The 24,628-nt window shown below is 60.5% G+C and carries 22 protein-coding genes; 21 read left to right on the forward strand and 1 reads right to left on the reverse strand.

Annotation, left to right across the window (positions count from 1 at the left end; all coding sequences use genetic code 11):
* The first annotated feature begins 15 nt into the window (after positions 1-15).
* The 3 genes from E0E29_RS14955 (at position 16) to E0E29_RS14965 (ending at position 3,304) form a co-directional block, all read left to right on the forward strand.
* Positions 16-1,143, forward strand: coding sequence for a DUF362 domain-containing protein (locus tag E0E29_RS14955; protein ID WP_130850521.1), 1,128 nt, complete (start codon positions 16-18; stop codon positions 1,141-1,143).
* A gap of 28 nt (positions 1,144-1,171) precedes the next feature.
* Positions 1,172-1,837 (forward strand): deoxyribose-phosphate aldolase, encoded by a 666-nt coding sequence (deoC, locus tag E0E29_RS14960; RefSeq protein WP_130850522.1) that lies wholly within the window; start codon positions 1,172-1,174, stop codon positions 1,835-1,837.
* 279 nt (positions 1,838-2,116) lie between these two features.
* Positions 2,117-3,304 (forward strand): BMP family lipoprotein, encoded by a 1,188-nt coding sequence (locus E0E29_RS14965; RefSeq protein ID WP_242622519.1) that lies wholly within the window; start codon positions 2,117-2,119, stop codon positions 3,302-3,304.
* Between the two features lie 100 nt (positions 3,305-3,404).
* On the opposite strand, the gene E0E29_RS19315 is transcribed toward E0E29_RS14965, so the two are convergent.
* A complete protein-coding gene (locus E0E29_RS19315; protein WP_207303613.1) occupies positions 3,405-3,494 on the reverse strand; it encodes a hypothetical protein in 90 nt (29 codons plus the stop codon).
* A gap of 447 nt (positions 3,495-3,941) precedes the next feature.
* Between E0E29_RS19315 and E0E29_RS14980 the strand changes: the two genes are divergently transcribed.
* The 18 genes from E0E29_RS14980 to E0E29_RS15060 all read left to right on the forward strand — a co-directional run bounded on the left by E0E29_RS14980 (position 3,942) and on the right by E0E29_RS15060 (position 24,501).
* Positions 3,942-5,453: an ABC transporter ATP-binding protein gene (locus E0E29_RS14980; RefSeq protein ID WP_130850900.1), complete on the forward strand. Its 1,512-nt coding sequence runs from the start codon at positions 3,942-3,944 to the stop codon at positions 5,451-5,453.
* 3 nt (positions 5,454-5,456) lie between these two features.
* The gene (locus E0E29_RS14985; RefSeq protein ID WP_130850523.1) at positions 5,457-6,584 is read left to right on the forward strand and encodes an ABC transporter permease; all 1,128 of its coding nucleotides are present in this window, start codon (positions 5,457-5,459) and stop codon (positions 6,582-6,584) included.
* Entirely contained in the window at positions 6,584-7,525 is a 942-nt protein-coding gene (locus E0E29_RS14990) for an ABC transporter permease (protein WP_130850524.1), read from the forward strand. The genes E0E29_RS14985 and E0E29_RS14990 overlap by 1 nt, the downstream gene beginning before the upstream one ends.
* Before the next feature lie 401 nt (positions 7,526-7,926).
* Entirely contained in the window at positions 7,927-8,355 is a 429-nt protein-coding gene (locus E0E29_RS14995) for a MarR family winged helix-turn-helix transcriptional regulator (RefSeq protein ID WP_130850901.1), read from the forward strand.
* Between the two features lie 111 nt (positions 8,356-8,466).
* Positions 8,467-9,876 (forward strand): MATE family efflux transporter, encoded by a 1,410-nt coding sequence (locus E0E29_RS15000; RefSeq protein ID WP_341273115.1) that lies wholly within the window; start codon positions 8,467-8,469, stop codon positions 9,874-9,876.
* A gap of 14 nt (positions 9,877-9,890) precedes the next feature.
* A complete protein-coding gene (locus E0E29_RS15005; RefSeq protein WP_130850526.1) occupies positions 9,891-10,466 on the forward strand; it encodes a cytidylate kinase-like family protein in 576 nt (191 codons plus the stop codon).
* A 198-nt stretch (positions 10,467-10,664) separates the two neighbouring features.
* The gene (nagB, locus tag E0E29_RS15010; protein ID WP_130850527.1) at positions 10,665-11,411 is read left to right on the forward strand and encodes a glucosamine-6-phosphate deaminase; all 747 of its coding nucleotides are present in this window, start codon (positions 10,665-10,667) and stop codon (positions 11,409-11,411) included.
* Complete coding sequence (gene nagA / locus E0E29_RS15015) at positions 11,408-12,535, forward strand: N-acetylglucosamine-6-phosphate deacetylase (RefSeq protein ID WP_130850528.1); 1,128 nt, start codon at positions 11,408-11,410, stop codon at positions 12,533-12,535. The genes nagB and nagA overlap by 4 nt, the downstream gene beginning before the upstream one ends.
* A 114-nt stretch (positions 12,536-12,649) precedes the next feature.
* Positions 12,650-13,942: a galactokinase gene (locus E0E29_RS15020; protein WP_130850529.1), complete on the forward strand. Its 1,293-nt coding sequence runs from the start codon at positions 12,650-12,652 to the stop codon at positions 13,940-13,942.
* Complete coding sequence (locus tag E0E29_RS15025) at positions 13,939-14,976, forward strand: aldose epimerase family protein (protein WP_130850530.1); 1,038 nt, start codon at positions 13,939-13,941, stop codon at positions 14,974-14,976. Before E0E29_RS15020 ends, E0E29_RS15025 begins: the two co-directional genes overlap by 4 nt.
* 21 nt (positions 14,977-14,997) lie before the next feature.
* On the forward strand, positions 14,998-16,578 hold the full coding sequence (locus tag E0E29_RS15030) for a response regulator (protein ID WP_130850531.1): 1,581 nt from the start codon (positions 14,998-15,000) through the stop codon (positions 16,576-16,578).
* Positions 16,579-16,692: 114 nt separating this feature from the next.
* Entirely contained in the window at positions 16,693-18,483 is a 1,791-nt protein-coding gene (locus E0E29_RS15035; protein ID WP_130850902.1) for a sensor histidine kinase, read from the forward strand.
* Entirely contained in the window at positions 18,483-19,388 is a 906-nt protein-coding gene (locus tag E0E29_RS15040) for a sugar ABC transporter substrate-binding protein (RefSeq protein WP_165449923.1), read from the forward strand. Before E0E29_RS15035 ends, E0E29_RS15040 begins: the two co-directional genes overlap by 1 nt.
* A gap of 19 nt (positions 19,389-19,407) precedes the next feature.
* Complete coding sequence (locus E0E29_RS15045; RefSeq protein WP_165449924.1) at positions 19,408-20,400, forward strand: galactose ABC transporter substrate-binding protein; 993 nt, start codon at positions 19,408-19,410, stop codon at positions 20,398-20,400.
* A 106-nt stretch (positions 20,401-20,506) separates the two neighbouring features.
* On the forward strand, positions 20,507-20,638 hold the full coding sequence (locus E0E29_RS19060) for a hypothetical protein (RefSeq protein ID WP_278045158.1): 132 nt from the start codon (positions 20,507-20,509) through the stop codon (positions 20,636-20,638).
* Positions 20,639-21,748: a galactose ABC transporter substrate-binding protein gene (locus tag E0E29_RS15050; RefSeq protein ID WP_242622520.1), complete on the forward strand. Its 1,110-nt coding sequence runs from the start codon at positions 20,639-20,641 to the stop codon at positions 21,746-21,748.
* Between the two features lie 187 nt (positions 21,749-21,935).
* Positions 21,936-23,435: a sugar ABC transporter ATP-binding protein gene (locus E0E29_RS15055; protein ID WP_130850534.1), complete on the forward strand. Its 1,500-nt coding sequence runs from the start codon at positions 21,936-21,938 to the stop codon at positions 23,433-23,435.
* A 16-nt stretch (positions 23,436-23,451) separates the two neighbouring features.
* Positions 23,452-24,501, forward strand: a complete 1,050-nt coding sequence (locus E0E29_RS15060; RefSeq protein WP_130850535.1) for a galactose/methyl galactoside ABC transporter permease MglC — start codon at positions 23,452-23,454, stop codon at positions 24,499-24,501.
* Positions 24,502-24,628: the final 127 nt, after the last annotated feature.

Here is a 24,628-nt window from a genome sequence, read left to right on the forward strand (position 1 = left end):
GAGAGGAATGACGATATGGAACAGGCAAAGGTATATTTTTCTGATCTGAGAGCTCCCATCGGCACCAATCTGCTGAAGAAGCTGGAAAAGCTCATCCGTACCGCCGGCATAGGCGAGATCGATATGGAGAAGAAGCTGGTGGCCATCAAGATCCACTTCGGTGAGCCGGGCAATCTCTCCTTCCTCCGGCCCAACTACGCCAAGGTAGTGGCCGACGTGGTCAAATCCATGGGAGGCGTGCCCTTCCTCACCGACTGCAACACCCTCTATGTGGGCCGGCGGAAGAATGCCCTGGAGCACATGGACGCTGCGTATGAAAACGGCTTTTCCCCCTTCTCCACCGGCTGCCAGATCATCATCGGTGACGGCCTCAAGGGGACCGATGATGTGGAGGTGCCCGTGGAAGGCGCTGAGTATATCCAGACCGCCAAGATCGGCCGGGCCGTGATGGACGCCGACGTCTTTATCAGCCTGACCCACTTCAAGGGCCATGAGGCCACCGGTTTCGGCGGCGCCATCAAGAACATCGGCATGGGCTGCGGCTCCCGCCGGGGCAAGATGGAGCAGCACAACTCCGGTAAGCCGGAGGTCCGCCAGAAGAAGTGCGTGGGCTGCCGTCAGTGCGCCAAGCAGTGCGGCCAGGACGCCATCTCCTACGGAGAGGACCGGAAGGCCTTCATCGACCAGGACAAGTGTGTGGGCTGCGGCCGCTGCCTGGGTGCCTGCAACTTCGACGCCATCATCAACCGGAACTCCAGCGCCAACGACGACCTGAACCGTAAGATGGCCGAATACGCCAAGGGCGTGGTGGACGGCCGTCCCCAGTTCCACATCAGCCTGGTCATGGATGTCTCTCCCTTCTGTGACTGCCACGCTGAGAACGACATCCCCATCATCCCCGATGTGGGTATGTTCGCCTCCTTTGACGCGGTGGCTCTGGACCAGGCCTGCGCGGACGCCTGCCTGCGTCAGCCCGTCATGCCTGGCAGCCGCCTGGATCAGTACCTCCACACCGAGGGCTGCGAGGACCACCATGACCACTTCTGCAACAACTTCCCCGAGACCAACTGGCGCTCCTGCCTGGAGCACGCCGAGAAGATCGGCCTGGGCACCCGAAATTATGAGCTGATCGAAGTGAAATAAGCCATCAAATCGAGAAAGGATGTTATCTATGGACGTAAAGGAGATCCTGAACCACTGTGACCACACCCTCCTGAAGCAGGAGTCTACCTGGGCGCAGATCAAGGAGATTTGTGATGACGGCCGTAAATATGAGTGCGCTTCTGTGTGTATTCCCGCTTCCTATGTGCGTCAGGCCGCCGAGTATGTGGGCAACGACCTGAAGATCTGCACCGTGATCGGCTTCCCCAATGGCTACTCCACCACCGCCGTGAAGGTCTTTGAGACCGAGGACGCCATCCGCAACGGCGCCGACGAGATCGACATGGTCATCAACATCGGCTGGGTGAAGGATCAGAAGTGGGACGACCTCCTCACCGAGATCAAGGCCGTCAAGGAGAGCTGCCAGGGCCGCATCCTCAAGGTCATCGTGGAGACCTGCCTGCTCACTGAGGAGGAAAAGATCAAGATGTGCGAGATCATCACTGCCTCCGGTGCCGATTACATCAAGACCTCCACCGGCTTCTCCACCGGCGGCGCCACCCGGGAGGACGTGTCCCTGTTCGCTAAACACGTCGGCCCCGGCGTGAAGATCAAGGCCGCCGGCGGCATCTCCAGCCTGAAGGACGCCGAGGATTTCCTGGCCCTGGGCGCCGATCGCCTGGGCACTTCCCGTATCGTGAAGCTGGTAAAGGGCCAGCAGGGCGAGGGATATTGATATCTAAACCGCGTTTTGCGGGGAGCGGAGACCGTCCGAAAGACGGTCTCCGCTGTTTTTTAGGTGAGCAGCCGTCCATTTCCCCAAGAGCCGCTTGGGCGGACCAGGATCATTTAACACTTTTGTAACAAAACCGTAAACTTTTTTTGACAACCGCGAAATTTCGGTTGCGCTCCGGTAAAATGTGCGATATAATAGGCCCGTGCTCGGGAGGATGGACCATTTTTGAAGATGTCTAGGCCATACCGGGCACTGATTTTGAAAGGAAGGTAGATCAGCTTGAAGAATTTTAAGAAACTTTCCGCTCTTGTTCTGGCTGGCGCCATGGTGTTCTCCCTGGCTGCCTGCGGCGGCGGCAGCAGCGAGACTCCCGCCCCCGAGACCACCACTCCCGCTGAGACCGCTCCCGCCGAGACCGCTTCCGCCACCGACATGAAGGTGGCCATGATCACCGACTACGGCGACATCACCGACCAGTCCTTCAACCAGACCACCTATGAGGCCTGCAACGAGTTCTGCACCGCCAACAGCGTGGAGTTTACTTACTATAAGCCCGCCGGTGACTCCACCGCTGAGCGTGTGGCCATGGTGGACGCCGCTGTAGCCGAGGGCTACAACGTGGTTGTGATGCCCGGCTATGCTTTCGCCGAGACCATCAAGGAGACCGCTGAGATGTATCCCGACGTCACCTTCATCGCTCTGGACGTGGGCGAGGGTGACCTGGGCGCTGACTACACCGTCCCCTCCAATGTTTACTGCGCTGTGTACCAGGAAGAGCTGTGCGGCTATATGGCCGGCTACGCCGCTGTGAAGCTGGGCTACACTCACCTGGGCTTCCTGGGCGGCATGGCTGTCCCCGCTGTGCAGCGCTACGGCTACGGCTTCGTGCAGGGCGCTGACGCCGCTGCCGCCGAGCTGGGCAACGGCGCCGACGTGACCGTGGAGTACGTCTACGGCAACCAGTTCTTCGGCGATGCCGACATCACCGCTTACATGGACAACTGGTATCAGACTCAGGGTGTTGAGGTCGTCTTCGCCTGCGGCGGCGGCATCTACACCTCCGCTGCCGAGGCCGCTGCCAAAGTGGGCGGCAAGGTCATCGGCGTGGACGTGGACCAGGCTGCCATCATCGACGCTTACGGCGAGGGCATGACCGTGACCTCCGCCATGAAGGGCCTGGCCAACACCACCAAGCACCTCCTCCAGGAGGTCATGGACGGCAACTTCGCCAACTACGGCGGCCAGATCGAGACCCTGGGCCTGGTGTCCGGCGACGATTCCACTGCCAACTACGTCCAGCTGCCCATGGAGTCCACTCAGTGGAGCGACACCTTCACTCAGGACGACTACAAGGCTCTGGTGGCCGGTATGTATGATGGCACCATCACCGTCTCCAACGACGTGTCCGTGGCTGCTGCTGACAACGCTACCGTCATCACCGTCAACGAGTACGGCAACATTAAGTAAGAGATCCATTCGGATCTGAAAAAAGGCCGCCGCGGCTCCTGAACTGCCCCAGATTGTGCGGACAGTACAAAAAAGAGCCCTTAGTAGGAAAGATTAAGTTTTAAGCGGAGAGGCGTCGCGCCAGCGGCGCCTCTCCAGTTTTTAACTGGATGCGCTCATGGTTATAGAAGTAAATATAGCGGTCAATCATCTCATTGGCTTCGGAAAAGGTATTCTGCGACTTCCCGCTGTGTTTTCCCCTCTGCCAACATGGCCTTGATCTCTGGTAAAAGCATTTGAACGTGTGTGTAATTTCGTTTCTTCATGACAAAACCCCCTGATGTAGTCTATTTTCCTACATCAGGGGGGCTTTTGTCACTGTCCGTTTTTACTGGATCTGTTCATCCTGCCGCGGCGGCCTTTTTGCGGACGGGTGAGAAAAATGGCACATCGAACATTTTTGTTTTGAATTATGCGCCTGAATATAGTACAATAGTAAAGAACCATGTGTCCCGATACATGCTACCTCCGCACGGTGTAAGAATGCCGGGCGGACCTGGGGCGGAAGCCCCCCGGACCGGCGCTTCGCGGGCGGTCCGGCAGATACTATGCGACAAGAGGGAGGGCGGTAAGCTTGGAGCAGCCATACGCCATCGAAATGCTGAACATCACCAAGCGGTTTCCCGGCATCGTTGCCAACGATAACATTACGCTCCAGTTGAAGAAAGGTGAGATCCACGCGCTTCTGGGCGAGAACGGAGCCGGTAAGTCCACGCTGATGAGCGTCCTGTTCGGCCTTTATCGGCCGGAAGAGGGTACCATCAAAAAGGATGGCCAGGTGGTGGAGATCAAGGACCCCAACGACGCCAACGACCTAGGCATCGGCATGGTCCACCAGCACTTCAAACTGGTGGAGTGCTTCACCGTGCTGGACAATATCATTCTGGGCGTGGAGCCCTGCAAGGGCGGATTTTTGCAGAAGGCGGAGGCCCGGGAGAAGGTCATGGCCCTCTCTGACAAATATGGACTGAAGGTGGACCCGGACGCCCTGGTGGAGGACATCACCGTGGGTATGCAGCAGCGTACCGAAATTCTGAAGATGCTCTACCGGGACAACGAGATCCTCATTTTTGACGAGCCCACCGCCGTCCTCACCCCCCAGGAGATCGACGAGCTCATGGACATCATGCGTGGGCTCAAGGCCGAGGGCAAGAGCATCCTCTTCATCACTCACAAGCTCAACGAGATCATGGCAGTGGCCGACCGCTGCACCGTGCTCCGCAAGGGCAAGTATATCGGCACTGTGGACGTGCCCGTCACCACCAAGGAGGAGCTCTCCAAGATGATGGTGGGCCGTGACGTGGACTTTGTAGTCCACAAGGAGGAGGCCAAGCCCAAGGATGTGATCCTCTCGGTAGAGGGCATCACCGTGGCCTCCAAGGTTCACAGCAACAACAACGCCGTCAAAAATGTCTCCTTTACCGTCCGCGGGGGAGAGATCGTCTGTATCGCCGGTATCGACGGCAATGGCCAGACCGAACTGGTCTACGGCATTACCGGTCTGGAGCCCGTGAAGGCGGGCAAGATCACCCTGTGCGGACAGGATATCACCCATACCTCTATCCGTAAGCGCTCTACCATGGGTATGAGCCACATCCCCGAGGACCGGCACAAACACGGCCTGGTGCTGGACTACACTCTGGAGGACAACATGGTGCTCCAGCGGTATTTTGAGCCCCAGTTCGTTTCGGGAGCCGGTTTCCTGAAGCGTAAGGCCATTCGGGAGTACGCTGAGCGGCTCATCGAACAGTATGATGTGCGTTCCGGACAGGGCCCCATCACAACCGCCCGATCCATGTCCGGCGGCAACCAGCAGAAGGCCATCGTGGCCCGCGAGATCGACCGCGATCCCGAGCTGCTGGTGGCTGTCCAGCCTACCCGCGGCCTGGACGTGGGCGCCATCGAGTATATCCACAAGCAGATCGTGGCTCAGCGTGACGCCGGCAAGGGCGTGCTGCTGGTCAGTCTGGAGCTGGACGAGGTCATGGCCCTCTCCGACCGCATCCTGGTCATGTACGAGGGTGAGATCGTGGGCGAGCTGGATCCCAAGACCACCACGGTGGAAGAAATGGGCCTCTATATGGCCGGCGCCAAGCGGAAGGGGGCTTAAGGGATGAAACAGAAAAACTCGATCCTGCGCAATAAAGGTGTGCAGTCCCTGCTGGCCTCTCTGCTGTGCATCATCATTGGCCTCATCATCGGCTATCTGGTCCTCCTGGCCATCAACCCCGCCGGCGCCTGGGAGGCCATCCTGACCATCGTCAAGAACTTTTTCTACTACCCCAGCGGCCCCGCCCGGATGAAGTACCTGGGCAGCACCCTGGTCAAGACCGCGCCGCTACTCATGTGCTCCCTGTCGGTGCTCTTCGCCTATAAGGTGGGCCTCTTTAACATCGGTGCCGCCGGCCAGTATGTGGTGGGCGCCGGCGCCAGCCTCTACTGCGCACTGGGTCTCCAGATGCCCTGGTTCGTCTGCCTCATCGCCGGTATCCTGGCCGGTGCCATCCTGGGCGGCATCTCCGGTGCCCTGAAGGCCTACCGCAACGTCAACGAGGTCATCTCCTGCATCATGCTCAACTGGATCAGCCTCTATTTGGTCAATGCCCTGCTGAGCAACGTGAAGGAGTCGGCCAGTCCCTACACCATGACCCTCTCGAGCACCAACCCCTCCGCTATCATCCCCAGCCTGGGCCTGGGTGAGTTTTTCGCCAACAACCAGTATGTCACCATCGCCATCCCCATGACGGTGGTGGTGGCCATCCTGATCTGGGTGCTGCTGGAGAAGACCAAGCTGGGCTATGAGCTGCGGGCCACCGGCGGCAACAAGTTCGCCGCCAAATACTGCGGCATGCAGGAAAAGCGCAACATCATCCTTACCATGGTCATCGCCGGCGGCCTGGCCGGCTTTGGCGCCGGCGCTTTCTTCCTCACCGGCTTCGAGCAGTGGCAGTGCACTCAGTCCTCTGTGCCGGCCATGGGCTTCAACGGCATCGCCGCCGCCTTCCTGGGCGGTCTGAACCCCATCGGCGCCATCTTCTCCTCCTACTTCATCCAGCATATCACCAACGGCGGCGCCTATGTGGACAAGACCATGTACTCCGCCCAGATCTCTGACCTCATCTCTTCGCTCATCATCTACCTGTGCGGCTTTGTGTTCTTCTTCAAGACAGCGCTCACCGCTTGGCTGGACCGCCGTGCTGAGCGCCGTGCGGCCCAGGAGAAGAAAGGAGGGGAAGCATAATGCTGCTGCTGATCCAATATACCATTATCTTCGCCTCGGTCCTCATCCTGGTGGCCTTGGGCGGCTGCTTCTCCGAGCACTCCGGCGTCATCAACATCGGTCTGGAGGGCATCATGGTCATGGGCGCCCTGGGCGGAGCCCTGATGATGAAGTTTGCTCCCGCCGGACTTCCGGACATCGGCATGATCGTGCTGGTGGTCCTGGCCGCCGTAATCTTCGGCATGCTCTACTCGCTGCTGCTGGCTGTGGCCGCCATCAACTTCAAGGCCGACCAGACTCTGGTGGGCACCGCCATGAACCTGCTGGCCACCGCCGCTGCCACTGTTTTCGTCAAGGCCATGAACACCGCTGCCGACTCCGGCAACGTCTCTGCTACCATCCAGTATATCGAGCAGAAAAAGGCCTTTCTGGTCAACATCGGCGGCTTTGAGTTCAACTGGTTCATGCTGATGGCCCTGATAGCCCTCGTCTGCTCCTGGGTGGTCCTCTATCGCACCCGCTTTGGCCTCCGGCTCATGGCCTGCGGCGAGCATCCCCAGGCGGCCGACTCCGTGGGCATCAACGTCTACCGCATGCGCTATGCCGGCGTCCTCATCTCCGGCTTCCTTGGAGGCCTGGGCGGCATCGTCTATATTACCGCCGGCGTCAGCGAGTGGAAGTTCGAGTACGGCGTGGCCGGTTTCGGCTTCCTGGCCCTGGCCGTTATGATCTTTGGTCAGTGGAAGCCCACCCGCATCGCCCTGGCGGCCCTGCTCTTCGGACTCTTCCGGGCTCTGGGCAATGTCTACACCGGCTTTGACCTGCTGAAGAATCTGAACCTGCCCAGCTCCGTCTACAACATGCTGCCCTATATCGTCTCCCTGGTGGTGCTGGCCTTCACCTCTCAGAAGTCCAGAGCCCCCAAGGCCGAGGGTATCCCTTACGACAAGGGCATGCGCTGAGATTACAAGCGAAAAAAGGGACACTGTTTACACAGTGTCCCTTTCAGGTTGTCGAAAAAGGGCATATACGTCAGATTTTGTGCAAGAGCCTCGCAGAGTTCCGTCGTCCGCAGACGACGGAATCAAGTACAGTCTGTTTTTTCAGGGGACATGTGCCTCGGAAAAAACACTGCTCAGGCCGCAAACGTGCGAGCGAAGCGAGTGCGATGCAGCGGCCTGCATCTTTTCGAAAAAATGCCTGCATTTTTGAGAGAGCCTGTCGACTTTGTCGACAGGCTCAAAGGGACACTGTTTACACAGTGTCCCTTTTTTGTATCCCTCCCCGGCCTTGACAAATGCTGTGGACAGATCTATTATGTAACTAGTTACTTATTTATGAGAGGTGGAGCACTGTGGGCGAAATGCCGTTTGGTCTGAAGCTCGCCGTCATCAACCGGGCATTCCGTAAAAAGCTGGACGAGAAGGCCAGCGCTATGGGCCTGACCGCTGTGCAGCTGCGAGTGCTTGGTTCGGTCAGCCGTCTGGAGGCTGCCGGAGAGACGGAGATCCACCAAAACGACCTGGAGCGGATCGAGCATGTCACCCATCCTGCGATGACCAAGCTACTCCAGCGTCTGGAAAGCAAGGGTTTCATCCGGTGTGTTCCCAGCGACCTGGACCGGAGGTACAAGAAGATCACCTGCACGGAGCGGTCGGCCGGAATCCACAACATGATCCTGAAACAGGATGAGGAGGTACTGTCCGAGCTGTGCCGGAATTTCACCCGGGAGCAGCAGGAGGCCCTGCACCAGTTGGCGGATATGCTCTTGGAGAACATCGACGCGGAGTGAGACGGCTGGTTAAAACTGAATTCCCCAGGCAGTGTGCTGAGGAGAAAACTCGGCGCGCTGCCTGCTTTTTTACTCAAATAAGTAACTAGTTACTTAATAAGGAGAGATGCAATGATGGAAAAAGAAGCAGCAGAAGCCAAGAGTCCTTTTGCGACGGAGCCCATCGGCAGGCTGATCGTAAAATTTGCCGTCCCATGTGTCATTTCCCTGCTGGTGAACTCATTGTATAACATCGTGGATCAGATCTTCATCGGCTGGGGCGTGGGCTATCTGGGCAACGGCGCCACGAATGCCGTGTTTCCCATCACCATTGTGGCTCTGGCCCTGTGTCTGATGATCGGCGACGGCGGAGCCGCCTATCTGAGTCTGAAGCTGGGCGAGGGAGACATTGACAGCGCCAAGCGGGGCGTAGGCAATGCGATCATTATGGTGGTTGCAGTCAGCATTGTCCTAGCAGCCGTATTTCTGATTTTGATTGAGCCCATCCTAAACCTGTTCGGCGCCACCGACGCCCTGTGGGACTACGCGCTGCAATATGGTACGATCATTGGGTTCGGCCTTCCCTTTATGATGATCCCCGGCGCGATCAACTCTATGATCCGGGCCGACGGCAGCCCCAAATATGCCATGCTGTCCATGGCGCTGGGTGCCGTGATCAACACCATTCTGGACCCTGTGTTCATTTTTATCTTCCATATGGGTGTGCAGGGTGCAGCCATTGCCACGGTGATCGGTCAGGTGGCCACCTTTATCATGGCGGTGACCTATCTCTTCCGGTTCAAGACCTTCCGGATTGACTGCACGGCATTTGTCCTGAAAGCAAAGACCTGCGCCACAGTGCTCAGTCTGGGTATCAGCAGCTTCATCACCCAGTTTGCCATCACCATCGTCATGGCGCTGACCAACAATCTGCTGGTTTCCTACGGCGCTTTGTCCATTTACGGTTCCGAGATCCCTATGACGGCCACGGGCATCGTCATGAAGGTCAACCAGATCCTTATCTCCATCCTGGTCGGTATCGCCGTAGGGGCTCAGCCGATCATCGGCTTCAACTATGGCGCCAAGGATTTTACCCGTGTGAAAAAGGCGCTGGACATTGCCATCGTAGTCTCTGAGATCATCGCCATCATTGCCTTCCTGATCTTCCAGTTTGCTCCCATGACAGTGGTGTCCCTGTTTGGCTCGGAAGAGGGGCTTTACAATGAGTTTGCTGTTATGGCCTTCCGCACGTTCCTGCTGCTGTGTCCCCTGACCGGTTTTCAGACGGTGATCGCTGTCTATCTCCAGGCGGTGGGCAAGCCAATCAAGTCGGCCATCTTGTCTCTGGCGCGTCAAATCATCTTCTTTGTGCCCGCGGCGCTGATCCTGCCCAAATTCCTAGGTGTAGTGGGCGTGCTGTGGACCGGCCCTGTGGCCGACGGTTTGGCCTTTTTGCTGTCGGTCGGACTGCTGATTTATGAGAGAAAGCAGCTGAAGGGAATGGAAACCGCTGAATCACCGGCGGAGATGGAGATACAGTGAAAGGAGCGAGCGTTATGAAACATAGAATCATTACCATCAGCCGTGAATTCGGGAGCGGCGGCCGCACCATCGGGAAAAAGGTGGCAGAGGCGCTGGGGCTGCCGTGCTACGACAGTGAATTGATCCAGAAAATGGCGAAAGAGAGCGGTTTTGATGAGCAGTATATCAGGGACAACGGCGAATGTGCCCCTGTGGGCGTTCTGTCCAACCTCACCAACCGTGCCTTCGGGCCCACCAACGAGGATTATCTGTGGGAGGTCCAGTGCAGGATCATTACGGACCTGGCGGAAAAGGGACCCTGTGTGATCGTGGGCCCGTGTGCCGACTATATTCTCAGGGACAAGGCGGACTGCCTGCGGGTCTTTATTCACGCGGATATGGACTTCCGGGCCAGGCGCATCGTGGAGGTGTACGGGGAACGGGAGACATCTCCGGAACAGCGGCTGAAGGACAAGGACAAACGCCGTGCGGCCTATCACCGGTTCTACACCAACATGAAGTGGGGCCACGCGCAGAATTACGACATCACCCTGAACAGCGGGACGCTGGGGATTGAGCGTTGTGCGGATATCATCAAAGGCCTCTATTGATTGAGTGAAGGGAGAGCAGAGCGGGACAGATCCGCTCTGCTTTTTCCGTATTCTGGGATATAGACAAGATGCGGTGGGAAAAAGCCTGTCTCCCCCTTGGCTTTTGGTGGATATACCGATATAATAGGGGCAGTGAGAGGCGGACAGACCTGAGGCCCGCCGTGCACAGTCAGAATAATCAAAAGGAGAAACAGGGGAATGAGGATCTATCAGGAAGCCGACTACGATGCCATGAGCCGCCGGACGGCGGCCATAATCGCCGCCGAAGTCATCCGGAAGCCGGACTGTGTCCTGGGCCTGGCCACCGGCTCCACGCCAGTGGGAGCCTACCGTCAGCTGGCCGCTTGGGAGCGGGGGGGCCTGCTCAGTTTCGGTGACGTCACCACGGTGAACCTGGATGAATACAGAGGCCTGGGGCCCGACCATGAGCAGAGCTACCGCTATTTCATGCGTACCAACCTCTTTGACCAGGTGGACATCCGCCTGGAACGCACCCATGTCCCCGACGGCCTGGCCGCCGATCCGGAGGCGGAGTGCCGCCGATATGACGCCCTGGTGGAGTCCCTGGGCGGGACCGACCTCCAGCTGCTGGGCATGGGACACAACGGCCACATCGGCTTCAACGAGCCTGGGCCGGCCTTCGTTCGGGAGACCCATGTGGTGGATCTGGCCAAGAGCACCATTGAGGCCAATGCCCGCTTCTTTGCCCACCGTGACGAGGTGCCCCGTCAGGCCATCACCATGGGCATCGGCACCATCATGTCCGCTAAGCGGGTGCTGGTGGCGGTCAGCGGCGCCGACAAGGCGGAGGCGGTGCGCAAGGCATTCTGCGGCCCCATCACGCCGGAAATGCCCGCCTCCATTTTGCAGCTCCACCGGGATGTGGTGCTGGTGGGCGATGTGGCTGCCCTGAGCGGCCTGAGAGAAGCGGGGGTATTGCAGTGAGGATCATCGGCGCAAATGTGTTTGATGTGCAGAACGGCTTTGCCCGCCGGGATCTGTGTACCGACGGAGAGCTTATCTCCTACCGCAGCGGGGACGATACGGTGGTGGAGGCCGACGGCTGCTGGCTGATTCCCGGCCTCACCGATCTCCACTTCCACGGCTGCCGGGGAGAGGATTTCAGCGATGGCTCCCCGGAGGGGCTGGCCGTCATGGCCGACTATGAGCTCTCCCGGGGCGTCACCCAGATCTGCCCGGCGGGGATGACCCTGGACCGGGAGGCTCTGCTGGCCATGTGTGCCAACGCCCGCCGCCACCGGGAGACCGCCAAAGGCGGCGCCGATCTGGTTGGGATCAACCTGGAGGGTCCCTTCCTCTCTCCGGAGAAAAAGGGCGCCCAAAACGGCGCCTGGCTCCGAAACCCGGACACCGCCCTCTTCCGGGAACTGCAAAATGAGGCCAAGGGCCTGGTGAAGCTGGTGTCTGTGGCGCCGGAGCTTCCAGGCGCTCTGGACTTTATCCAACAGGTGGGGGGGCGGGTGTGCGTCTCCATTGCACACACCGCCGCCGACTACGAGACAGCCCTGGCCGCCTTCCAGGCCGGCGCCCGGCAGGTGACCCACCTCTATAATGCTATGCCCCCCTTTGCACACCGGGCGCCGGGGGTGGTTGGGGCCGCCTTTGATACCCCTGAGAGCCGGGTGGAACTCATCTGCGACGGTGTCCACGTCCATCCGTCGGTGGTCCGGGCCACCTTCCGCATGTTTGGGCCTGACCGGGTCATCCTCATCAGCGACACCATGCGGGCAGCCGGTATGCCCGACGGGGACTACACCCTGGGCGGACAGGATGTCCACGTGGAGGGCCGCCGGGCCACCCTGGCCGACGGTACCCTGGCCGGTTCGGCCACCGACCTCATGGCCTGTATGGTGACGGCAGTACAGATGGGCATTCCCCTTCACCACGCGGTGAAGGCGGCTGCGGTGAATCCCGCCCGGGCCATCGGCATTTACAGCCGGGTGGGTTCCCTGGAGCCGGGCAAGCGGGCCAACCTGGTGCTGCTGGACCGTGACCTCCAGGTGCGCGAGGTGATTTTCAGGGGGAGAACGGTGGAGCCTGTCCGCTGAGGGCGGACAAATGGGATGGAAAATGTGCCTTGCCTCAGCAGAGGAAAAAGGGTACAATACAAATATCGACTGGGCTGGAGAGGGCCCGGATCAATAGTCCGAGAGGGGCGGAGAATGATGAACATTCAGGAGTTAAAGCAGGCGCTGAACGCCGGCGCATACGATGAGACCTTCCGAAAGCTGTACCCCGGCCGCTGGGAGGGCCAGCGGGAGCGGTATCTGCATATTGTCAACGCCTTTGCCGAGCGTTTTGGCGAAGAGCATGTGGTGGAGATCTACTCCGCCCCCGGCCGCAGTGAGATCGGCGGCAACCACACCGACCACCAGCGGGGCCGGGTCTTGGCGGCGGCCGTCACCCTGGACGCGGTGGCGGTTGTGGCCAAAAATGACCGCAATGTCATCCGCATCTACTCCGAGGGCCATGGCGAGGAGCGCATCAATCTGGAGAAACTGGAGATCGTTCCTGAGGAGAAAGGCACTACCGCCGCCCTCATCCGGGGCATCGCTGCCCGGTTCTACGAGCTGGACCTGCGCTTCGGCGGCTTTGACGCCTATGTGAGTTCCGATGTGCTGCCCGGCTCCGGCCTCTCCTCCTCCGCCGCCTACGAGGTGCTGGTGGGCACCATCCTCAGCGGCCTCTACAACAATGGCCGGGCCACCCCCGTCCTCATCGCCAAGGTGGGTCAGTTCGCTGAGAACACCTACTTCGGCAAGCCCTGCGGCCTCATGGACCAGTGCGCCTCCGCCGTGGGCGACTTCTGCCTCATGGACTTTGCCGACCCCGCCTCCCCTGTGGTGGAGTCCATCCCCTGCGTCCCCGCCGACCACGGCTACGCCCTGTGCCTCATCGACGCCGGTGGCAGCCACGCCAATCTCACTGATGAATACGCCGCCATTCCCCAGGAGATGCGCTCCGTGGCCAAGCTGATGGGCAAGGAAGTGCTGGGCGAGACCGACCCCGCGGAGTTCTATGCCCGGCTGGGCGAGTTCCGGGGCAAGGTGCCTGACCGTGCCCTCCTGCGGGCCATGCACTTCTACGGCGACAACCAGCGGGTGCTGGACCAGGCCGATGCCCTGCGGAAGGGAGATTTCCAGCAGTTCCTGGCCCTGGTGCGGGACTCCGGAGCCTCTTCCATGGATCTGTTGCAGAACATCTACCCCTCCGGCGACCCCTCGGAGCGCAGCCTCTCCCTGGCCCTGGCTCTGTGCCGGCGGCTGCTGGAGAAGGACGGCGCCTGGCGGGTCCACGGCGGCGGCTTTGCCGGTACCGTTCAGGCCTTTGTGCCCGTGAAGCAGCTGGAGTCGTTCCGGCAGAAGATGGAGGCCGTCTTTGGTGCGGGAACCTGCCATGACCTGTCGGTGCGGCCGGCAGGCGGCATTAAGGTGATAGCGGAGGGCGAGGTATGATCACCACCAGACCCTTCGGCACCACCGCTGACGGTACATCAGTGACCTGCTTCCGTCTGGAAAATGCCGCCGGCGCCTGGGTGGAGGTGCTGGACTACGGCTGCATCCTCCGGGCGGTGGCCGTTCCTGACCGTGCCGGCGCCCTCCGGGACGTGTGCCTGGGTTTTGACACTGTGGCGGAGTACCAGGAGAACCACCAGGGCTATCTGGGCGCCATGGTAGGCCGGTGTGCCAACCGCATCCGGGACGCCCGGTTCACTCTGGACGGCCGGGAATATGTACTGGCGGCCAATGAACGCCCCAATCACCTCCACGGCGGCGACCGGGGCTTTGACCAATATGTATGGGATCACAGTATCGAAGGGGATACAGTGGTCTTTTCCCGTACTTCTCCCGACGGGGAGGAGGGGTATCCCGGTACCCTGAAGGTGCGGGTGAGCTATACCTTGACGGAGGACAACGCCCTCCGGCTGGTGCTGGAGGGGGAGAGTGACGCCGATACGGTGGTGAACCTCACCAGCCACGCCTATTGGAACCTGAACGGCCACGGCGCCGGGGGTGTGGGGAGCCATACCCTGTCCATTGACGCCATCGCCCTCACCGAGCTGGGGGCGGACAACTGCCCCAACGGTACCATTGCCTCTGTGGTGGGGACCCCATTTGACCTGCGGACCGCCTGCCCCCTGGAGGCGGGCTGGGACGCCGACCACCCGCAGATCCGCCAGGGCGGCGGCTATGACCACAACTGGGTCCTGCGGGGAAGCGGCCTGCATCGGGCGGCCGTGCTCGCCGCTCCGGAGAGCGGAATTACCCTGTCCCTCTCCACCACCCAGCCGGGGCTTCAGGTCTACACCGGAAATTTCCTGCCGGAGACGGCAGGAAAGGGCGGTGCGCGGTATGCTCCCCGCTGCGGTGTGGCCATGGAGGCCCAAGGCTTTCCCAATGCCATGAACCTGCCCGGTTTTCCCTCCGTTGTGCTGCGGGCAGGGGAGCGGTATCATCAGGAGATCATTTTTGCCTTCGGGCACAACTGAGTGACACAAGGAGGTGTCCCGGTGAGCCTCTACAAGATCATGATCGTGGACGACGAGGCCGAAGTGCGGCAGGCCATTGCCAGAAAAATAGACTGGCGGGCTGTGGGCTTCGAAATCGTGGCCGATGCGGAAAACGGCCGGGACGCCCTGGAAAAGGTGGAGACCCTGGACCTGGACGTGGTCCTCACCGACATCAAGATGCCCTTTATGGACGGACTGGAGCTGGGGGCGGAGCTCTCCCGGCGCAAGCCCAATCTGAAGCTCATCGTCTTTTCCGGCTTCGACGAGTTTGAGTACGCCAAGGAGGCCATCAAGCTCAACGTGGTGGAATATGTGCTCAAGCCGGTGAATGCCGCCGAGCTCACCGCCATTCTGGACCGTGTGCGGAAGGTGCTGGATGAGGAGATCGAGCAGCGGCGGAACATCAGTCAGCTCACCCAGGCCTATCAGGAGAGCCTGCCTCTGCTGCGGGAGAAATTTCTTCAGGACCTCATGCGGGGCCCCATGGACCCTCGGGTGCTGGAGGCGCAGGCGGAGCGTTTCGCCCTCACCGTCCGGGAGGGGGCATATAAGGTGGCGGCGGTGTGCGACATCGTCCACAGCGGCGAGCGGCGGCCCGCTCTCAGCGCCGAGCTGGTTCCGGTGTCGGTGCAGCAGATGCTCAGCGACGCGCTCCGGGACCGCTGTCAGAGCGAGATCGTGCTTGGAGTTTCCTCCATCTTGATCGCCACTTCCTGGGAGCGGGACCCGGTGGAGAGCCTCATGCGCATTCTGGGTGAGGTCTGTACGGAGTGTGAGCGCATCCTGGGCGTCACCTTGACGGTGGGGATCGGACGCCCCTGTCAGAACCTGGAGGAACTGTGCCGTTCCTGCGGCGAGGCCCGGGCCGCCCTGGAGTACCGGGCGGTGGTGGGCATGGGGAAACCCATCTACATCCAGGACATGGAGCGCCTGGACCGGACCGTGCCGGAGGGGGACAGCCACAGGGAGCAGCAGCTGCTTTCCGTCATCAAGTTCGGCTCTCAGGAGCAGATCGCCGCCATGGTGGACAAGCTTCTGGCCGAGGGAGACGGGGAGTGGAGCGATCAGTCCAGGGCCATCGGCATGCTGGGGACCCTGCTGCCTGTAATCCAGCGCTGCCGGCTGGGGGAAGAGGCCATGCTGGGCCCCAGAGGAATGTGGCTGGGGCTTCTCGCCGAAGATACCCCAATGGAGGAGCTCCGGGCCTGGCTGCTGTCGGTGTGCCTCAATATGAGCGGCTGTATGGACCAGCGGCGGGTCTCCACCGCCAAGCGGCTGGTGGAGGAGGCGGAGCGGTATATCCGGGAGAACTATCCCGACTCCGGGCTGTCGGTGGATCGGCTTTGTGACCACCTGCACATCAGCCAGTCCTATTTCTCCACCATTTTCAAGCAGGAGACAGGGCGGAGCTACGTTCAGTACCTCACCGACGTGCGCATGGAGCACGCGGTGGAGCTACTGCGTACCACCGATGACAAGACCTATATGGTGGCAGAAAAGGTGGGCTATGATGAGCCCAATTACTTTAGTTATGTGTTTAAGAAGCGGTTCGGCGTGTCGCCGTCGCAATTCCGCAAGTAGAGATGCTCCGAAGGGGCGGTCGCCTGTTACCGGCGCGGTGAGCCGCCGGAATGGCGGCCGCCCTTTTCCGCAACGGGCATCGCGACGATGAAAGGAGGCAATGGCGTGGGAGAGATGACAAAACGGCTCCAGGTCCGGTTTTCCAGGGGCAGCATCCGGTATGTGATGTTCGCCTCCTTCACCGTCAGCGCTCTGGTGGCGGTATTGCTTACCTGTCTGACCCTGTATGCCCGGTTCTCCCGTCAGATGGACGACGCCATTCAGGAGGAAAACCAGATTCTGGTCAGCCAGGTCAACCAGTCCCTGAGCACCTATTTGAGAGACATGATCCGTCTTTCCGACTCCATCTGCTATAACGTGGTCAAAAACACCGATCTGGAGCGGGAGGGTGTTGGAGATGAGATCCGGCTCCTCTACGATACCTACAGCGACTATGTGGAGAATGTGGCTCTCTTTACAGAGAATGGGGAGCTGGTGGCCACAGCACCGGCTGCCAAGGTCAAAGACGGCGTGGACGTGACGGGGGAGGAGTGGTTCACCGCAGCCATGTCCCAGACGGAGAACCTCCACTTCGGTGTCCCCACCGTCCAGAACCTCTTTGCCGACACGGCGGGCAACTATAAGTGGGTGATTTCTCTCTCCTGTGCCGTAGAGCTCACCCGAGGGGGCGGCACTCAGCTGGGCGTTCTCCTTATGGACCTGAAGTACAGCGCCGTCACCGCTCTCTTCCAGAGCGTGAAGCTCTCGGGAAGCGGCTATGTCTATCTGGTGGACGGGGCGGGTAACCTGATCTACCACCCGGAACGCACCCTCATCGCCACAGGCCGGGTGCGGGAAAACAGCCTTCAGGCTGCCGACCGGGCGGACGGCATCTACGTTGAGGAGTGGGAGGGCAGCCGACGCTCCGTCATCGTCCAGAGCGTGGGCTACACCGGCTGGAAGGTGGTGGGCGTGGTGGAGCGCCCCGGCTTTACCATGAGTCTCCAACAGACGCTCCCCTTCCTGGTGGTCATCATATGCGCCTATGTGGAGCTGCTCATCCTCATGAATGTGCTTCTCTCCCGAAAGATCACCGAACCTCTGCGGCGGCTGCGGGAGTCGGTGGGTGAAGTGGAGGAGGGGGCAGAGCGCCCCACCATCTATGTGGGCGGTACCGCCGAGACCAGGGAGCTGGGGACGGCCATTCAAAACATGGTGGACCGACTGCGCCAGCTCACCGCTGACATCGTCCGGGAGCATGAGGCCAAGCAGAAGAGCGAACTTAACGCCCTTCAGGCCCAGATCAATCCACACTTTCTCTACAATACGCTGGATATCATCGTGTGGATGATAGAGAACGGCCAGCGGGAGGACGCCATCCGGGTGGTCACTGCCCTGGCGCGGTTCTTCCGCATCAGTCTCTCCAAGGGACGCAACATCATCCCCGTCCGGGACGAGCTGGAACATGTGCGTAACTACCTCCTCATCCAGGAGATGCGCTATAAGAACAAGTTCCACTACCAGATCACCTGCCCGGAGGAGGCGGCCAACCTCACCACCATCAAGCTGGTGGTGCAGCCCATCGTGGAGAACGCCATCTACCACTCCATGGACTTCATGGACGGGGACGGACTCATTGATATCCGGGCGGAGGTTGATGGGAAGGACCTGACCATCACCGTCTCGGACAACGGTCTGGGGATGCCCCCCGATGTGGTGGAGCGGCTGCTCACGGCCTCCCCCCAGCCTGGCGCCCAGACGGGCAGCAAGCGGGGCTCCGGCATCGGGCTCAGGAATGTCCAGGAGCGCATCCGGCTCTACTTTGGGGCGGAATACGGCGTCACCATCCAGTCTGAGCCTGACGAGGGGACTGTGGTCAAGCTGCACCTGCCGGCCGTGCCCTATGGGGAAATGGAGGACACATGATGAGTAAAAATGAGCGTCATGTGTTTATAGGAGTGTTGCTGGTGCTGGTGGCAGCGCTGGCTGTCATGCTCCTCCAGAATGTCCTAGGGAGCGGACAGACGGAGATCCGGCGGGTGTCCGTGCTGTTGGACGGTGAGGGGGAGTCCTATTGGCAGAACTTCCGCCTTGGCGTGGACAAGGCGGCCCGGGAACACAATGTGGATGTGCGCTATGTGTTCCGGTATGACGGCCCGGCCGGGACAGTTCAGGCGGAGCAGCTGCGCCGGGAGTGGGAGGGAGAGCTTGACGGTGTGATTCTGGTCCCGGTAGACGGGGAAGCTCTAGCGGAGGCCCTCCAGGAGGCGCCGGCCGGATTGGCGGTGACCGTGGTGGGGCCAGACCTTCCAAACGTGGATGGGACATGCACGATCTCAGCCTCCCCGGAGGAGATGGGCCGGCGGCTGGCCGATGCCGTGGCCGACAGCGGGGTCTCCTCCTGCGCGGTGATCCTGACCGGACAGGAGGGGGAGAACGCTCTGCGCCGGTACCGCGGCCTGGAGGAACGGTTTCAGGAACGAGGGGTGGCGTGGCGAACGGTGATGGCGTCGACGATAGAGATGCTTCCTGAGCCCAACGGCCAGCCCGTGGTGGCTCTGGAGCCCGGGACCACCGAGGCCCTCTGTACCTGGGGCGGGCCGGTCTACGGCTTCGGTACCTCCAACAGCATCCTGAGCAGCCTGGAGGAGGGCACGGCGGCGGCACTGGTGGTTCAGAGCGACTATGACGCCGGCTATCTGAGCCTGCTCAGCGTCCTGGAGGCCCTGGACGGGGCGCAGCCTGAGGACCAGACCCTGGACTGCTATACCGTCACAGCGGAGAACATGTTTACCGATCCTATGGATCAGATCCTGTTCCCGGTGGCGTGAGGCGGAAGGAGGAAGTGCTGTGAAAAGACAAGTATGTGCGCTGCTGGCGGCGGTGCTGCTGTGCCTGACCGCCTGCGCGCCCAGGGGGAGCGGTGAGGAGGAGACGCTGCGCATCGGCGTAGCGGTCTACAAGGGGACGGACACCTATATCACCAATATGACTCAGGCCATGGAAGCCGCGGCCCAGGCCTGGAGTGAGGAGAGCGGTGAGCGGGTCCAGCTCACGGTGTCCGATGCCCAGGAGAACCAGAACACCCAGAATGAGCAGATCGACCGCTTCCTATCTCTTGGCTATGATGTGCTGTGCGTCAACCTTGTGGACCGAACCGATGCCGCACGGGTCATCGGTAAGGCCCGGGAAGCCGATGTGCCGGTGGTCTTCTTCAACCGGGAACCGGTCCAGGAGGACCTGGAGAGCTGGGAGAAGGTCTACTATGTGGGCTCCGATGCCCGGCAGTCCGCTCAGCTTCAGGCACAGATCGTGCTGGAGCTGTGGGAGAGCGACCCTGCCGCCCTGGACAAAAACGGAGACGGTGTCCTTCAGTATGCCATGCTGGAGGGGGAGAGCCGCCACCAGGACGCCATGATCCGCACCGAGGTGTCGGTCCAGACGCTGCGGGACGCCGGGGTCCCGCTGGAACGGGTGGAGAGCGGTATCGCCAACTGGGAGCGCAGTCAGGCCGATGCCCTCACGGAATCCTGGCTGCTGAAGGGGGCAGATCTGGAGCTCATCCTCTGCAACAACGACGATATGGCCCTGGGGGCCGCCGACGCTGTGGAACGGCTGGGGCTGGACTTCCATAACATTGTGGGCATCGATGGAACGCCCCAGGGCCTGGAGGCGGTGGAGGACGGCACGCTGCTGGGCACCGTGGTCATGGACTACGCCGCTCACGGGACAGCCATCTTCCAGCTGGCCCGGACCTTGGGCGTCGGAGAGGAACCAACTAACATGGAAAATATGGAAGATAACACCATACGCATCCCGATGCACATCCAAAAGGCCTGGTAAGGTGCTTTCGGCTTTTCTACCAGAAAAGTATTGATTATTTTGCATAAAAGTGCCAAAGCTCGAAAAGCAAAAAATAGATTATTTATGGAAAGAGGTGATTTTTGATATGGCCTTTTCGGGGATTTCATGGTATGATGATTCTGGTAAAGCTCCGAAAGAGCTGCCAAACAAAATCAAGGAGGATTTTTACATGAAACTGAAAAAGCTGTCTGCTCTGCTTCTGGCCGGCGCCATGTGAGTGAGCATCGCCGCTTGCTCCGGCGGCACCAGCAGCACCCCCGCTCCCGCTGAGACCGGCACCACCGAGACCACTCCCGCTGAGACCGGCGCTGTCTCCGACCTGAACGTGGCCGTCTTCTACTACAACTACTCCGATGTGTACATCTCCAGCGTCCGCAACAACATGGACACCATGCTGGAAGCCATGGGCATCACCCCCGATAACTACGACGGCGCTGGCAACCAGTCCCAGCAGACTGACCAGATCAACACCGCCATCGCCAACGGCGCCAACCTGCTGATCGTCAACATCGTGGAGACTTCTTCCCCCGATGCTGCTCAGAACGCCGTGGACGCCGCCAAGGCCGCCGGCATTCCCATCATCTTCTTCAACCGCGAGGTTGACAGCGCTGTGGTGAACAGCTACGAGAACTGCGCCTTCGTGGGCACCGACGCTCCCGAGGCCGGCCACATGCAGGGCAAGATGATCGGTGACTACCTGGTCGCCAACTTCGACACCGTGGACCTCAACGGCGACGGCAAGATCTCCTACGTCATGTTCAAGGGCCAGGAGGGTAACGCCGAGGCCGAGTACCGCACCCAGTACGCCGTGGAGGACGCTGACGCCATCCTGACCGAGGCTGGCAAGGAGCCCCTCTCCTACTACGCTGGCGACGACGTGGCCACCAAGTACCTGGTTGACCAGAACGGCACCTGGTCCTCTGCCGCTGCTGTGGCTTATATGGACACCATCCTGGCTGAGTACTCCGAGGCCAACGGCAACATGATCGAGCTGGTCATCGCCAATAACGACGACATGGCCATGGGCGCCATCTCCTCCCTCCAGACCGCCGGTTACAACCTGGGCGACGGCACCTCCACCACCATCCCTGTCTTCGGCGTGGACGCCATCGACTCCGCCAAGCAGGCCATTGACGAGGGCAAGATGACCGGTACCGTTATGCAGGATGCCGAGGGTATGGCCAGCACCATCACCGCTCTGGTGGGCAACATCCAGAACGGCGGCGCTCTGATGGACGGCATCGACGAGGCCGGCGGCTACATCGTGGATACCGACGTGGCCAAGATCCGCGTGCCTTACGGCCTCTATACCGCCGACGCTGAGTAATCCAAGCGCACGCTCGATCGGCCCCAAGAAACAAGAAAGACGAGCGGGGCTGCCGGCTTGCCGGCAGCCCCGTTTCTGCTCCATGCGGAGTGTCTGCTTGAGACGCATCCTCCCTTCGGCCTGGCCGGGGAGGGCGCGCTTGAAGCAGAGGCTCTGAGGAGAGAATCGGAAAAGGAGGAGGAAGCATATGGATCAGCCGGTACTGCTGGAAATGCGTGATATCAGCAAATCCTTCCCCGGCGTCAAGGCCTTGGACAACGTCCACCTGACGGTCCGGCCCGGCACCGTCCACGCCCTCATGGGTGAGAACGGCGCGGGCAAATCCACCCTGATGAAGTGTCTCTTCGGTATTTACTCCAGAGACAGCGGCACCATCGTCCTCGACGGCAAGGAGGTCAACTTCAGGAGCTCCAAGGAGGCCCTGGAGAACGGTGTGGCCATGGTGCATCAGGAACTCAACCAGGCCCTGACCCGCAGCGTCATGGACAACCTGTGGCTGGGCCGCTACCCCAAGGTGGGCGGCATCATGGTCAGCGAGCGGGCAATGGCCAAGCGCACCAAAGAGATCTTTGAGCAGCTGGAAGTGAACGTGGACCCCAAGACCATCATGTCCACCATGCCCGTCTCTCAGCGGCAGATGGTGGAGATCGCCAAGGCGGTGTCCTACGACTCCAAGATCATCGTGTTCGACGAGCCCACCTCGTCCCTGACGGAGACCGAGGTGGAGCACCTGTTCCGCATCATCAACATGCTCCGGGACAAGGGCTGCGGCATCATTTACATCTCCCACAAGATGGAGGAGATCCTCCGTATCAGCGACGATGTCACCATCATGCGTGACGGCACCTGGGTAGCCACCCGGCCCGCCAAGGAGCTCACCATGAATGAGATCATCAAACTCATGGTGGGCCGCGAGCTCACCAACCGTTTCCCGCCCAAGACCAACGAGCCCGGCGATGTCATCCTGGACGTGCAGCACCTCTCCGGCAAGTATACCCGGCTGAAGGATGCCTCCTTCCAGCTGCGGAAGGGCGAGATCCTGGGCATCGCCGGTCTGGACGGCTCCGGCCGTACTGAGGTGCTGGAGAACCTTTTCGGCGCCATGACCAAGGGCGGCGGCACCATCAAACTCCACGGCAAGGAGATCAAGAACCGTTCTCCCCGTGAGTCTATCAAAAACGGCTTTGCCCTCCTCACCGAGGAACGCCGGGCCACCGGTATCTTCGGTATCCGGGACATCAAGGAGAACACCGTTATCTCCAACCTGAAGAGCTACCTCATCGGCGGCATCTGCCTGAGCGACAAGAAGATGCGGGAGGACACCGACTGGGCCATCCAGGCCATGCATATCAAGACCCCCAGCCAGGCCACCCAGATCCGGTCTCTCTCCGGCGGCAACCAGCAGAAGGTCATCATCGGCCGTTGGCTCCTCACTAAGCCGGAGGTGCTGCTGCTGGACGAACCCACCCGCGGTATCGACGTGGGCGCCAAGTATGAGATCTATGAGCTCATCATCGACCTGGCTAACCAGGGCAAGGGAGTCATCATGGTCTCCTCCGAGATGCCGGAGCTGCTGGGCGTGTGTGACCGTATCCTGGTCATGTCCGGCGGCCAGCTGGCCGGCGAGGTAGACGCCAAGAACACCAGCCAGGAGGAGATCCTGACCCTGGCCGCCAAATATGTGTAAAGGGGAGGAACCGAGAATGAGTAACCAGACCAAGACACTGGAAAAGCCGGCGTGGGATGCCAAGCGGATCGGGGATCTGATCCTCAACAACGCCCTCATCATCCTGATGCTGCTGGCCGTCATTTATATCGCCATTTCCAACCAAAATTTCCTGACGCCCACCTCTATCATCAACATCATCTCCCAGACTGCCGCCTATCTGCCCGCCGCCCTGGGCATCGCCGGCTGTATCGTCCTCACCGGCACCGACCTGAGCGCCGGCCGTATCGTGGGCCTGACTGCCTGTATCTCTGCCTCCCTGCTTCAGAGCACCGCCAATCTGGCCAACAAAATGTGGCCTGATATGGGCACCCTGCCCATCTGGGCCGTCATCCCCATCGCTATGGTCATCGGCGCTGTTTTCGGCGCTTTCAACGGCTTCTTTGTGGCCAAGTTCAAGCTCCATCCCTTCATCGTCACCCTGGGCACCCAGCTCATCGTGTATACCCTGCTTCTGCTCTATGTCCAGCAGGGCAACAACAAGGGTATGGCCATCTCCAACCTGGATGCCTCCTACACCGATTTCGTCAAGGGCTCCATCCTGAGCATCGGCGGCACCGCCATCCCCAACTATGTGTGGTTCGCCATCGCCCTCACCGCCATCATGTGGTTCATTTGGAACAAGACCACCTTCGGTAAGAACATGTTCGCCCTGGGCGCCAACGAGGAGGCCGCCCGGGTCTCCGGCGTCAACGTCTTCCTCACCACCATCATGGTCTTCGCTCTGGCTGGCGCCATGTATGGCTTCACCGGCTTCATCGAGGGCGCCCGCATCGGCTCCAACACCGCCAACACCGGCCTCAACTACGAGCTGGACGCCATCGCGGCCTGCGTCATCGGCGGCGTCTCCTTCGTCGGCGGCATTGGTAAGATCCGCGGCATCGTCATCGGCGTGCTGATGCTCCGCCTCATCTTCATCGGCCTGACCATGATGAAGGTGGACCCCAACCTCCAGTACCTCATCAAGGGCGCCATCATCCTCTTCGCCTGCGCTCTGGATATGCGTAAGTATCTGGCCAAGAAGTAAGTACTTTTACCAAAGGACTGTGCAGCAGCACGGGATTATGGTACAATAAGAGACAGGGCAGGAAAGGAAAGCCTGCCCTGTCTCTTTTTATCACAAGGGCGGTCATTGCCGCCAAATCATAGAGAGA

The sequence above is a fragment of the Intestinimonas timonensis genome, assembly GCF_900626145.1.
Classification (GTDB): domain Bacteria; phylum Bacillota; class Clostridia; order Oscillospirales; family Oscillospiraceae; genus Intestinimonas; species Intestinimonas aquisgranensis.

Coding starts and splice junctions, on each gene's coding strand:
- E0E29_RS14955 (WP_130850521.1), top strand. CDS start 16: ATGGAACAGGCAAAGGTATATTTTTCTGATCTGAGAGCTCCCATCGGC.
- deoC (WP_130850522.1), top strand. CDS start 1,172: ATGGACGTAAAGGAGATCCTGAACCACTGTGACCACACCCTCCTGAAG.
- E0E29_RS19315 (WP_207303613.1), bottom strand. CDS start 3,494: ATGATTGACCGCTATATTTACTTCTATAACCATGAGCGCATCCAGTTA.
- E0E29_RS14980 (WP_130850900.1), top strand. CDS start 3,942: ATGCTGAACATCACCAAGCGGTTTCCCGGCATCGTTGCCAACGATAAC.
- E0E29_RS14985 (WP_130850523.1), top strand. CDS start 5,457: ATGAAACAGAAAAACTCGATCCTGCGCAATAAAGGTGTGCAGTCCCTG.
- E0E29_RS14990 (WP_130850524.1), top strand. CDS start 6,584: ATGCTGCTGCTGATCCAATATACCATTATCTTCGCCTCGGTCCTCATC.
- E0E29_RS14995 (WP_130850901.1), top strand. CDS start 7,927: ATGCCGTTTGGTCTGAAGCTCGCCGTCATCAACCGGGCATTCCGTAAA.
- E0E29_RS15000 (WP_341273115.1), top strand. CDS start 8,467: ATGATGGAAAAAGAAGCAGCAGAAGCCAAGAGTCCTTTTGCGACGGAG.
- E0E29_RS15005 (WP_130850526.1), top strand. CDS start 9,891: ATGAAACATAGAATCATTACCATCAGCCGTGAATTCGGGAGCGGCGGC.
- nagB (WP_130850527.1), top strand. CDS start 10,665: ATGAGGATCTATCAGGAAGCCGACTACGATGCCATGAGCCGCCGGACG.
- E0E29_RS15020 (WP_130850529.1), top strand. CDS start 12,650: ATGATGAACATTCAGGAGTTAAAGCAGGCGCTGAACGCCGGCGCATAC.
- E0E29_RS15025 (WP_130850530.1), top strand. CDS start 13,939: ATGATCACCACCAGACCCTTCGGCACCACCGCTGACGGTACATCAGTG.
- E0E29_RS15035 (WP_130850902.1), top strand. CDS start 16,693: ATGACAAAACGGCTCCAGGTCCGGTTTTCCAGGGGCAGCATCCGGTAT.
- E0E29_RS15040 (WP_165449923.1), top strand. CDS start 18,483: ATGAGTAAAAATGAGCGTCATGTGTTTATAGGAGTGTTGCTGGTGCTG.
- E0E29_RS19060 (WP_278045158.1), top strand. CDS start 20,507: ATGGCCTTTTCGGGGATTTCATGGTATGATGATTCTGGTAAAGCTCCG.
- E0E29_RS15055 (WP_130850534.1), top strand. CDS start 21,936: ATGGATCAGCCGGTACTGCTGGAAATGCGTGATATCAGCAAATCCTTC.
- E0E29_RS15060 (WP_130850535.1), top strand. CDS start 23,452: ATGAGTAACCAGACCAAGACACTGGAAAAGCCGGCGTGGGATGCCAAG.